At 30.8% G+C, this 11,253-nt stretch carries 11 protein-coding genes; 7 read left to right on the top strand and 4 right to left on the bottom strand.

What is annotated here, in order from left to right; genetic code table 11:
* Both ppaX and Q0649_RS14290 read left to right on the top strand, forming a co-directional pair.
* Positions 1–709 (top strand): pyrophosphatase PpaX (gene ppaX, locus Q0649_RS14295; RefSeq protein ID WP_298843379.1); only part of this gene is annotated, 709 nt, incomplete at its 5' end.
* 162 nt (positions 710–871) lie between these two features.
* Complete coding sequence (locus tag Q0649_RS14290) at positions 872–2,305, top strand: amino acid permease (RefSeq protein ID WP_298843377.1); 1,434 nt, start codon at positions 872–874, stop codon at positions 2,303–2,305.
* Positions 2,306–2,376: 71 nt separating this feature from the next.
* On the opposite strand, the gene Q0649_RS14285 is transcribed toward Q0649_RS14290, so the two are convergent.
* The gene (locus Q0649_RS14285; RefSeq protein WP_298843374.1) at positions 2,377–2,652 is read right to left on the bottom strand and encodes a hypothetical protein; all 276 of its coding nucleotides are present in this window, start codon (positions 2,650–2,652) and stop codon (positions 2,377–2,379) included.
* A gap of 32 nt (positions 2,653–2,684) precedes the next feature.
* Positions 2,685–3,332, bottom strand: a complete 648-nt coding sequence (locus tag Q0649_RS14280; protein WP_298843371.1) for a hypothetical protein — start codon at positions 3,330–3,332, stop codon at positions 2,685–2,687.
* Between the two features lie 245 nt (positions 3,333–3,577).
* On the opposite strand from Q0649_RS14280, the gene Q0649_RS14275 reads away from it, so the two are divergent.
* The 3 genes from Q0649_RS14275 (at position 3,578) to Q0649_RS14265 (ending at position 7,242) form a co-directional block, all read left to right on the top strand.
* A complete protein-coding gene (locus Q0649_RS14275) occupies positions 3,578–4,429 on the top strand; it encodes a DUF1186 domain-containing protein (RefSeq protein ID WP_298843369.1) in 852 nt (283 codons plus the stop codon).
* A gap of 69 nt (positions 4,430–4,498) precedes the next feature.
* Positions 4,499–6,121, top strand: coding sequence for an aspartate 4-decarboxylase (gene aspD, locus Q0649_RS14270; protein ID WP_298843367.1), 1,623 nt, complete (start codon positions 4,499–4,501; stop codon positions 6,119–6,121).
* A gap of 296 nt (positions 6,122–6,417) precedes the next feature.
* A complete protein-coding gene (locus Q0649_RS14265; protein WP_298843365.1) occupies positions 6,418–7,242 on the top strand; it encodes an alpha/beta fold hydrolase in 825 nt (274 codons plus the stop codon).
* A gap of 108 nt (positions 7,243–7,350) precedes the next feature.
* Here the strand turns inward: Q0649_RS14265 and Q0649_RS14260 are convergent, their stop codons facing one another.
* Together Q0649_RS14260 and Q0649_RS14255 are read right to left on the bottom strand one after the other, a co-directional pair.
* Entirely contained in the window at positions 7,351–8,100 is a 750-nt protein-coding gene (locus Q0649_RS14260; protein WP_298843362.1) for a protein-glutamine gamma-glutamyltransferase, read from the bottom strand.
* 56 nt (positions 8,101–8,156) lie between these two features.
* A complete protein-coding gene (locus tag Q0649_RS14255) occupies positions 8,157–8,906 on the bottom strand; it encodes a hypothetical protein (protein ID WP_298843359.1) in 750 nt (249 codons plus the stop codon).
* Positions 8,907–9,098: 192 nt separating this feature from the next.
* Here Q0649_RS14255 and Q0649_RS14250 point away from each other — a divergent pair, with 192 nt between their 5' ends.
* Together Q0649_RS14250 and Q0649_RS14245 are read left to right on the top strand one after the other, a co-directional pair.
* Positions 9,099–10,046, top strand: a complete 948-nt coding sequence (locus tag Q0649_RS14250) for a DMT family transporter (protein WP_298843384.1) — start codon at positions 9,099–9,101, stop codon at positions 10,044–10,046.
* 128 nt (positions 10,047–10,174) lie between these two features.
* Positions 10,175–11,248: an ABC transporter ATP-binding protein gene (locus Q0649_RS14245; RefSeq protein WP_298843356.1), complete on the top strand. Its 1,074-nt coding sequence runs from the start codon at positions 10,175–10,177 to the stop codon at positions 11,246–11,248.
* Positions 11,249–11,253 lie beyond the last annotated feature (5 nt).

The following is an 11,253-nucleotide window of genomic DNA, read 5'->3' as shown; positions in this document are numbered from 1 at the left end:
GGTTAGTATGACTGAATTATTATCAATGCTTACAACTACATTATACGAGGGGGGACATCATATGGCAATTAGAAATATTTTGTTTGATGTGGATGGAACATTACTTGATACAAATGAATTGATTATACAATCTTTTAAATACACTTATAAAAAACACTTAAATAGACAGGTGGATAATGAGGATATTATTAAGCATTTTGGAGAAATTTTAGATGATACAATGAATAAAGAATTTGGTGATAAAAGTCAGGAGGCAATTAAAACCTATCGAGATTTTCAAACTAAAAACTTTGATAAGTTAATTACTATTAATGATGGAATTAAAGAAGGTGTAAAAGAGCTTCATAGATTAGGCTATAAGCTTGGAATTGTAACTTCAAGGTTAAAAAAATCAACAATTAGGGGTTTAAAAATTTTTGGACTTGTAGATTATTTTGATGTGATTATATCTGCTGATGATACCAAGCTTCATAAGCCAGACCCTACTCCAGCATTCATGGCACTTAAAACATTGGATGCTAAACCTAATGATACCATGCTTGTGGGAGATACTCAGTTTGATATTTTATGTGCAAAGAATGCAGGAATTACTTCGGCAATTGTTGGGTGGAGTGCATTACCAATAGATGTCATACGTAAGTATGATCCTGATTATATTATACCCAGCATGGAAAAATTAATCTCACTTGTGGAAAAATCGAATAATTAACATAAATGGCGATAAATTATAACGAAAACAGGTGAATTCTTAGAATTTGTCTGCTTTACTTTGTGCATATATTAAAAAAAGAATTAAATCGTATTTATTTAGAGGGATTTAGCTTATTTTGCAGAATATTATAGGGTGATTCTAAAATTAAGGAGTGAAATTATGAAAGATACAAAAAAACTAGGTTTATGGACGTTGGTAATGTTGATTTTTGTTCCAACATTCGGATTTGGAAATATTGCTTCAAATGCAGTGACACTTGGACCTGCTGCTATTCCATCATGGCTTATAGTTGCATTATTATTCTTTTTACCTTTATCGATAATGATAGCAGAACTTGCTTCTGCTAATAAAGATAAAGAGGGAGGTTTATACACTTGGATAGAATGCTCAATTGGACCAAAATGGGCATTTATTGGCACTTGGTCTTATTTTGTTGCTAATTTATTTTACTTGCAAATGGTTTTTGCAAGAATACCAGTAATGATATCTTGGACTCTTTTTGGAGAAAATAGATTTAATGATGCCAATGCGTATTTATTGCCGTATATTGGTATTGGACTAGCAATAGCATTAACATATATTGCTACAACTGGAGTTAAAAGATTCTCTAAAATAAGTGATTTAGGTGGAAAACTAACTTTAGGTGTGACAGTTATATTTATATTATTTGCAGTTGTTGGAGTATTAGTTGGAAAACAACCATCAGCTACGACTTTTAGCGCAGGAACGGTAATTCCTAAATTTGATGCAAGTTATTTCTCAACATTTTCATGGCTAATTCTTGCTGTTGCTGGAGCTGAAGTGGCAGGAACATATATTAAGGATGTGGAAAATCCTAAAAAAGTTTTCCCAAAAGCCGTTATTATTGCAACAACATTTGTAGCAGGAGCATATATACTTGGATCACTTGCAATATGTTTAGTTGCATCACCTGAATTAATAACTAAAGCTGGAGTTAAGGATGCAGGTTATGTGGTTTATAAAATATTAGCAGAAAACTGGGGATTAAATGGTAAAATATTTGTTCAATTATATGCACTTATTTTAACTATATCATCTATAGCAGCATTTGTAGTATGGCTTGAATCTCCAATTAGAGCTATGTTCTCAGAAGTTCCTAGTGGAACATTTCCTAAATTTTTAACAAAAAAACGTGAGGACGGAACATTAGTTAATGCACTTTGGGTTCAATGCGTTATATTATTAGTATTGATAATAGTACCACTTGCAGGATTAAATAACATAGATAAATTCTTTAACCTATTAACTACATTGTCAGCTTTATCACTTGCAATACCATATATTGTACTTGCGGCTGCATATTTAGTATTTAGACTTAAAGGAAATGTACCTCCATTTGTAATGTTAAAATCAAAAGCTGCTGTAATAATAGCTTCAGTTGTGGTTTTTGTATTGGGTATACTCGCATTCTTTGGAGCAGGATGGGGAGAAATTGCAGGAGCTAAGAATTTCTCAGAAGCGATAATCCCAATACTCAAGAATTATGGTGGACCAGTAGGATTTATAATTTTCGGGTTCTTTATATCATATTTAACAAGAACATTTACTAGGAGTAAGATTAAAGAAAATTAGTCAAGTAAAAGTTACAATAAAAAGAAAGGCAAATCCTAAGGATTTGCCTTTCTTTTTATTGTAAATATTTATTAATTAGATACTTCTTCATTTGATGTTGATTTAGCATATCTTTTCTGCAATCTTTCGGATAATTTCTCTTGCACAGAAATTAATGCTGGTATTACTATAGGAAGTAGAATTGTACTTAGTAAGATAAGCCCTGCAACATTATGTGATGGCCAAAATAGATGCCCAGCTAGTATTCTCATGAGTATTGGGGTTAATGTCATAAGTTCAAGAAGTAAAACAGCTATTTCAATAGCTTTTAAGAAAAAAGCTATTGCTTTACTAAAACCTAAGTCCATTTTAGTATTTACGTTTTCAAGGGAGCTACATATTAGGTGAAATATTCAAGCCTAATTATATCTTTTGCACGTCTTTGATTCCAAAGCAGATCTAAGTTTATCTTTCGATGTTCACCATAGGTGGATACAGAGATATAATATATATTGTCTTTTAAATTTAGCTCAAGGCCAGTTATAGTCATCCAATGCCAAGTATATTCCTTAAATTCTTTTATTGGGTGTTTAAGAACTAAGAGGGCTAATGGAAGTCTTTGAGATAATGCTTCTAAAATAAAATTAACAGCTTCATCAATACTACTTGCACTATAATCTAAAATGTGAGGGGTTAAAGATATATCTCTTTGTTTTGCAAAAGCTAAAACATTATCTGAAAATTGCTGAACAGAAGTAAGTCCAAAGATTCCTGGCTTTACGTATTTTCTGATTTCAATCATATGCTTCGTAAAATCATCTTTATTTATAATGCCCTTATAATGGTATAAATTGCTATATTTATTTGGGAATAGTTGGGCTAGATATGCAGTTATATTAGCAGCAGCAACTGGGCCACAACCACTAAGCTTATTAAGTTTTTTGGGGAACCAATATTGACTGCCACCGTAATATGATCCTTCTAAATCGGATATATTAAATTTAATATCCTCAAGGTGAGTATAAGTTGGTGTTGTAAAATTTTCCATGGTTATCACCCCTTCATATAAATTTTAAACAACTAAAATTTCTTTTAACTAGTATATAATATACTACAATTTTTTGAAGGTGTATACAAGGGGATGTTTGGGTATATATTTTAATTGTTAAGATTATTTATATCTAACTATAGCCATTAAATATTGAATAGTGTAATAAATTATATTTTTTAATTTTTTTGGGAAAAATGAGATATAATATAGTGACAAATCAAATGAAGAGGGAGTTTTATTTTATGAAAGAATTACTTAAAGAAATTGAATATAATAATGGTGAGTTTCCAGAGGCACAATTAAAAGAGATAATAAATCGTAGGGATGAGTTTATACCTGACTTAATCGAAATATTAAAAAATGCTAAAGATAATTATGAAGAGATACTGGAAAAACCTGATTATTTTGCACACATATATGCAATATTTTTGTTAGCACAGTTTAAAGAAAAGAAAAGCCTTAATCCGATTATAGATTTGATTAGTATACCAAATGAAATATCAAGTGATATTTATCGTGAGTACCTTACTGAGGATTTACATAGAATTTTAGCATCAGTTTGTGGCAGTGATACTGAGCCACTAAAAAGACTCGTGGAAGATAGTAGTATTAACGAATACGTTAGAAGCGCTGCTATTAAATCTTTTATTGCACTGCTTGGTGAAGGTGTTATATCTCAAAAGGAGGTTATTGAATACTATAAGAGTTTATTTGAAGGAAAACTTGAACGTGAATTTTCACAAGTGTGGAATGAACTTATATACGATTCTTGTGATGCTGGTCCTAGTGAATTATATGAACAAATAAAAAAAGCTTACGCAGATGAATTAGTTGATGAGGATTGCATATCACTTGAGGAAGTAGATGGAGCTATTAAAATCCATGATATAGCGAAATTTCCAAATTTAAAGGCTGAAGGTTATTCGTTTTTTAATGATACTGTAGCAGAACTAGGATGCTGGGATTGTTTTGCTAAGAAAGATAATAGTCCTAAATCTCAATTTATGTTAGGCGTTAGTAAGTTAAATAAAGGCAAAAGTAAAAATAAAAAAAAGAAGGTAAAGGATACTAAAAAGAAGCAAAGGAAAAAATAGTACAACAAATATTAGAATAAAATAATATTATTTGAAATATTATTTTGTTGCTATAATAGGAGGATAAATATGGATACACTTGATATCAAACGCAAAGAAATAGAACATATTTATGGTAAGGTAAGTCCGTTTGAACTTAAAAATAAATTGATTAACCTTGCAGAAGAATCAAAAGAAAAGGGTGCTCATGCATTACTAGATGCAGGTAGAGGTAATCCTAATTGGACAGCAGCAACTCCTAGGGAAGCTTTTTTTACATTTGGTCTTTTTTCAGTTTCAGAAACACGAAGAGTATGGAATAACAACGATCTTGCTGGGATGCCAGAAAAAAAAGGAATTGCAAATAGATTTCGATATTTTATTAAGGAGAATTCTACTTATCCAGGAAGTGAGCTTCTTGAAAATATTATAAATTATGGAATAATATCTAAAGGGTTTAATCCAGATGATTGGGTACATGAACTCGCAGATGGGATTATTGGAGATAACTACCCAGAACCTGATAGAATGCTTGTACATGTTGAAAAAGTTGTTCACGATTACCTAGTTCAAGAGTTGTGTTATAAGGCGCCACCAGCTGGAAAATTCAAGCTATTTGCTGTAGAAGGTGCAACGGCAGGAATGTGTTATATATTTGATAGCTTAATAGCTAATAATATACTATCTATTGGTGATAAAGTTGCACTAATGGCACCTATATTTACTCCTTATCTTGAAATTCCACACTTACCACGTTATAATTTTGATGTTGTGGAACTTTTAGCTTCCGAGATGACATCAAATGGAGCGCATACGTGGCAATACCCTAATGATCAAATTGAAAAACTTAGGGATCCATCTATAAAAGCTTTGTTTATAGTAAATCCAAGCAATCCACCATCTGTAGCAATGAAGCCTGAAACAATAAATCTTATAAAAAGTATAGTTAAAAAAGATAATCCTAATTTGATGATTATTTCAGATGATGTTTACGGTACTTTTGTTGATAATTTTCGATCATTAGTAGCTGATATGCCATATAACTCAATAGGGGTATATTCTTTTTCTAAATATTTTGGGGTAACGGGATGGCGCCTTGGTACTATTGCTCTTTATGAAGACAATGTATTTGATAAATTATTAAGAGAATTACCTGAAGACAAAAAAGAAAGGGCAAGGATACGTTATTCTACATTATCAACTAAGCCTGAGCAAATTCCATTTATTGATAGAATAGTTGCAGATAGTAGGCAAGTAGCACTAAATCATACGGCTGGTTTATCAACACCTCAACAAATACAAATGGCATTTTTCTCTGTATTTTCACTACTTGATAAAGAGAATAGATATAAACAGCTTACTAAAGATATTTGCCACCGTAGGCAAGGGCTATTATTTAAAGGTTTGGGTTTAGAGCTTAGGCGTGATCCGCTAGATGCAGCATATTATACAGAATTTGATTTGTTAGAGTGGGCATGTCACTATTATGGTACTGAATTTGCAAAGTATTTACAAAGAGAATATAAACCTGTGGATATCCTTTTTCGGTTAGCACAAGAATCTTCTATAGTGTTACTTAGTGGTGGTGGATTTCATGGCCCTGAATGGTCAATTAGAATATCACTCGCAAATCTTGACGATGAGCATTATAGTGAAATAGGAAAAGTACTCCATAAGATACTTGAGGAATATGTGACTGCTTGGAAGCGTTAGATAATTAAGATTAAATATTGTTTACAAAGAAGGTATAGCATGTCTTGTTATGCCTTTTCTGAAAAAATATAATAAAAACAGTACATAAAACAATATTACAAATGCATTATTTGTCAAATAATAATGAAATTTAATTAAATAAATGTTATAGTATATATAGAACATTCTAAATTTTTGGAAAATATGATAGATTTAAATTTAAAATTCCTTTCTTTTAAATATTATTATTTATCAAAGATACTAATATATAAAAGAAAGAAAAATATAAAAAAGAATAAAAAAAGGAGGAAAAAACAATGAGTATGATGATTTTGAAAGATGGAACGCAGATTTATTACAAAGATTGGGGAACAGGACAACCTGTGGTATTCAGTCATGGGTGGCCACTAAATTCAGATAGTTGGGAGTCTCAGATGATGTTTTTAGCATCAAAAGGTTATAGGTGTATTGCACATGACCGTCGTGGACATGGACGGTCGAGTCAACCATGGGAAGGCAATAATATGGACACTTATGCGGATGATCTATCGGAACTAATTGAGATGCTAGATCTGAAAAATGCTATACTAATTGGATTTTCTGCGGGTGGCGGTGAAATTGCTCGTTACATAGGACGTCATGGAACGAAACGGGTAGCAAAAGCTGCTCTTATATCTGCTGTTCCACCACTTATGCTAAAAACAACATCAAATCCTGACGGAGTACCTATGGACGTTTTTGATGGAATACGTCTCGGATCCTTAAACGACCGTTCTCAGTTCTACAAGGACCTTGCTAGTGGCCCGTTCTTCGGTGCAAACAGGCCAGGGTCTAAAGTATCACAGGGAATGATGGATTCATTCTGGCTTTATGGGATGCAGGCAGGTAGCAAGAACACATATGATTGCATCAAAGCATTTTCTGAGACGGATTTTAACGAAGATCTCAAAAGAATTGATATTCCAACTTTGATTATTCACGGTGATGATGATCAGGTTGTGCCCATTGGTACTGCTGGCCTTCGCTCATCGAAAATAATAAAGAACTCTATTCTAAAAATTTATAAGGGTGCACCTCATGGTTTAACGTATACACATTCAGACCGTGTTAACGATGATCTTTTAGAATTCATTAAGAGTTGAGATCAAATTTTATAAGATAATTTAAAGCAAATACTTGGACGCATTAAAATAATAATAATTTAAAGAAATAACTGTTTCTAAAAGGATATATTTACCTTTTGAAGCGGTTTATTTTATGTCAGCTAGTGCTTTGAAATCTGGGCGCGCTGCTGAATCTAGTAAGTAGGCTGAGGTAGTTGCATCTTTTATTCTAAATTTATTTAATTCATAAATCATTTCATCGGCATTTCCGATTCCGATTCCATGCCCAAAATAAAGACCATTACTTAGGTCTATAACATTTTCTCCTTGCCATTCGGGTTCTACTGGATCTACATCTGGGTTATAAAAGTATCGTCTATCCCCAGGAAAATAATCACTTCTTTTTTCTATATAACCAACATCCTCAAGAAGATCATCTATATAATGCCAATTCATTAATTGAATGCTTGGAAATAACTTATTGAAAAGACTTGCGTCATATATATTAAGTAGTGCTTGATAATAAATAATAATCATGGCGGTTGCACATTCAGTACCATATTTAGAACTGTTTATAGAAATATCCTTAATAGCATCGCTAGGAGCTACTCCTTTTTTTAATATGAAACCACCTTCTTTCGTACGATCCCAATAATCAGGGTTACATATTGATTTGCGAAAGGTTCTAAATTCCATATCTCCTTTATTTAGATTTTTAGCGGCAATAACAATACTATACCTAAGATCTAACTCAAATTTAAATTGAGTTAATGAATCATATTCATATTTTGATCCACTTGAATCCATCTTAGTTATAATATCTTTTTCAATATCATTTGGATTATAATCATTTATAAAAGTATTAACATTAACAACTTTTCCAGAAATTATTATCATCTATTAACCTCCTTATAATTCTTATATTGGGTTTAATAATTAAATTATAAAAAAGCTCAATTTGACCTTGCCATATTTATTTGTTTAATTATAGATTGATTAATCCATGACCTCCATAAATATTTATTTTCATGTTGAGTTTTAAGTGAGAAGTTTGATAGTAGCTGTTTAGTATCATTATCTAATCTATTAAAATAATTAGATAAGCTGTTTTCCTTTTGAGTTAAAGGTATTAAGGAAATACCAGTATCCACTGATACTCGTTTGTATAAATATTTGGAATCCATTGCTATGCTATAAGGAGTAGGATTACTTTCTCTTTGAAAACTCTCTCCTGTAAAATAAAGAAAAGGGTAGTTTTCCTTAAGATAGTAAAAAAAAGAGAAATATTGTTTTTGGGTATTAATTCCACGCGTCATATCTATGCTAGGATCAAAACCTAAAAGCTTTTGCGCTAATTTGACATCATTTATATCATCTGAATTCAAATAATTTGCAATTAGCATTAAACTGTATGGATCTCGTGCTTGAAAAAAAGCCCATATCAGATCATGATTAAAGAGACCTTTTCTGTTTCTAGAAAAAATAACATCTGCTAGGGTAGGTAAAATTGTATTATCTTTGTGAGTTTTTATTAAAATGGAAGCAGTAACATCCAGAATTTCATCATTTTCATCATCTAATTCACGGCTTAATACAGAGATTTCGAACATCTTTTTTAAATCAGGATAGGTTATTTTCATATAATTAGAATGTAAATACGAAAGTGTAGATATACAGGGGCTCTTTATGTTATTTATTTGCATATATCTCCTCCTTATTTTTTGGCATTTTAAATATAAATAAAGAATCATATTATATAATATTATAAGTAGAGTCATTTTGTTAATGTTATTATTAAATATGGTAATTAATTTATATTGATATTGGTATTGAATAGAAGATAAATGTATAATGATTAGTGTGAAATAAATAGATAGGAGAGGATTTTGATTATTTTGGAAAACAAAAATATTTTTACAAATAAAAAAGTTGTAGCTATTATTGCAACATTTTGTTGCTTTTTATGGGGAAGTGCATTCCCAGCAGTTAAAAATGGATATATAATGTTTAATATTTCTTCAAGTGATATTCCGTCTAAGTTTGTATTTGCAGGTTATAGATTTGTTATAGCCGGGATAGTGTTACTTGTTATAACAAAAAGTTGTGGTAAGAAAATATTCGATATTTCTATAAAAAATTCTTTTGATTTATGTTTTTTGGGGATAATTCAAACTACAATTCAGTACATATTTTTTTATATAGGGGTATCTAATACCACAGGTGTTAAAAGTTCTATAATGACTTCCACAGCTGCATTCTTTAGTGTCATCTTAGCTCATTTTGTTTATGCAAATGATAAATTGAGTTTACGAAAAATAACGGGGTGTATTTTAGGATTTATAGGAGTTATGATAGTGAATTTTAGTTCTGATTTATTGAATTTTTCTTTTAAGTTTAACGGTGAAGGGTTTTTAATGATTGCGGCATTCGTTTTTGCAGTAGGTGCTATATATGCTAAAAAACTTACTAAAAGCATGGATGTAATGGTAGTAACGGGGTATAGCCTTTTTATAGGAGGAATAATGTTAATGCTACTTGGAATTATCTTCGGTGGTAGAGTTTATCATTTTACAATGGATTCTTCACTTTTATTAATGTATCTTGCTTTATTGTCATCGGCGGCATTTTCATTATGGAATCTACTTCTAAAATATAATAAGGTAGGCCCAATATCTGTTTTTAATTTTTTAACACCAATTTTTGGAGCAATACTCTCAGCAATATTTTTAAATGAAAATATATTTGAATATAAAAATATGGTTGCACTTGTATTGGTGTGTATAGGTATATGGATGGTTAACAAAGAAAAACAAATTGTTAAACAAGTGAAAAAGTGTAAATAATTTTAAGTATATACATAGTATAATTAGGATATATAATCATAATTATGAACATTATGGTATAATTAGAGTAGAAATTTTTAATGAAATATTTTTTTAGTAGTAGATAATATGGGAGGAGTTTTTTTGAATTGTCAGAAATCATATTAGAAATAGATAATATAATAAAAAAGTTTGGAAATAAGGAAGTAATTAAAAATATCTCTCTCACGGTAAATAAAGGCGAGTTTTTAACGTTACTAGGGCCAAGTGGTTGTGGGAAAACAACAACCCTTAGAATAATAGCAGGTTTTGAAAAACCAACAAGTGGGAGCGTTCTACTAGAAGGCTTACATGTTGAAAACAAGCAGCCCAATGAGAGAAATGTAAATACAGTATTTCAAAATTATGCATTGTTCCCGCATATGAATGTGTTTGACAATATAGCATATGGGTTAAAAATTAGAAAGATTAAAAAGAAGGAAATAAAAAAGAGAGTTATTGAAATGCTCAGTTTAATACAACTCGAAGGGTACGAGAAAAGAAAAATAGACGGATTAAGTGGTGGGCAAAAGCAAAGAGTTGCAATAGGTAGGGCACTAATAAATAAGCCTAGAATATTACTTTTAGACGAGCCGCTAGGTGCACTTGATTTAAAACTTAGAAAGCAAATGCAAGTTGAGCTTAAGAAACTTCAAAAAAAATTACAAATAACTTTTGTATATGTTACACATGATCAAGGGGAAGCACTTAATATGTCTGATCGAATAGCAGTGATGAATGATGGAATTATAGAACAGATAGGAAGCCCAGAAGATATATATGAGAGGCCTAAGACAAAATTTGTAGCCGGGTTTATTGGAGAGTCTAATTTGATTAAAACTAATATAAAAAAAATTGATGAAGAAACAATATCAGCCCAAATTGGTGGATATGAGATGAACTTAAATTATAAAAATTATGATAATTCTAAAAATAAACAAAGCTATATTTTAATCAGACCAGAAAATATAAAATATACTAGGGAAAAACAACCATTTGGAATTAAAGCAACAATAAAAGAACATAGTTATATTGGATCTATTGTTAAAACTACTATGGAAAGTGAAAGTGGACAAGAAATTATAGTTTGTGATTATGATAAGAAAAAAGACTTAATAGGTATAGGTAGTGAGGTTTGGATGTACTTTGAGCCAGAAGACGTATTTATAGTTGAAGAAGGTTAGGTGAA

The sequence above is a fragment of the uncultured Clostridium sp. genome, from assembly GCF_937920395.1.
GTDB lineage: Bacteria > Bacillota > Clostridia > Clostridiales > Clostridiaceae > Clostridium_AD.
The sequence above is the reverse complement of the archived record's forward strand: the minus strand, read 5'-3'. Positions and strand labels throughout refer to the sequence as shown.

Excerpts from the sequence above, each read along its gene's own strand:
- Q0649_RS14290 (WP_298843377.1), top strand. The coding sequence starts at position 872 with ATGAAAGATACAAAAAAACTAGGTTTATGGACGTTGGTAATGTTGATT.
- Q0649_RS14285 (WP_298843374.1), bottom strand. The coding sequence starts at position 2,652 with ATGGACTTAGGTTTTAGTAAAGCAATAGCTTTTTTCTTAAAAGCTATT.
- Q0649_RS14280 (WP_298843371.1), bottom strand. The coding sequence starts at position 3,332 with ATGGAAAATTTTACAACACCAACTTATACTCACCTTGAGGATATTAAA.
- Q0649_RS14275 (WP_298843369.1), top strand. The coding sequence starts at position 3,578 with ATGAAAGAATTACTTAAAGAAATTGAATATAATAATGGTGAGTTTCCA.
- aspD (WP_298843367.1), top strand. The coding sequence starts at position 4,499 with ATGGATACACTTGATATCAAACGCAAAGAAATAGAACATATTTATGGT.
- Q0649_RS14265 (WP_298843365.1), top strand. The coding sequence starts at position 6,418 with ATGAGTATGATGATTTTGAAAGATGGAACGCAGATTTATTACAAAGAT.
- Q0649_RS14260 (WP_298843362.1), bottom strand. The coding sequence starts at position 8,100 with ATGATAATAATTTCTGGAAAAGTTGTTAATGTTAATACTTTTATAAAT.
- Q0649_RS14255 (WP_298843359.1), bottom strand. The coding sequence starts at position 8,906 with ATGCAAATAAATAACATAAAGAGCCCCTGTATATCTACACTTTCGTAT.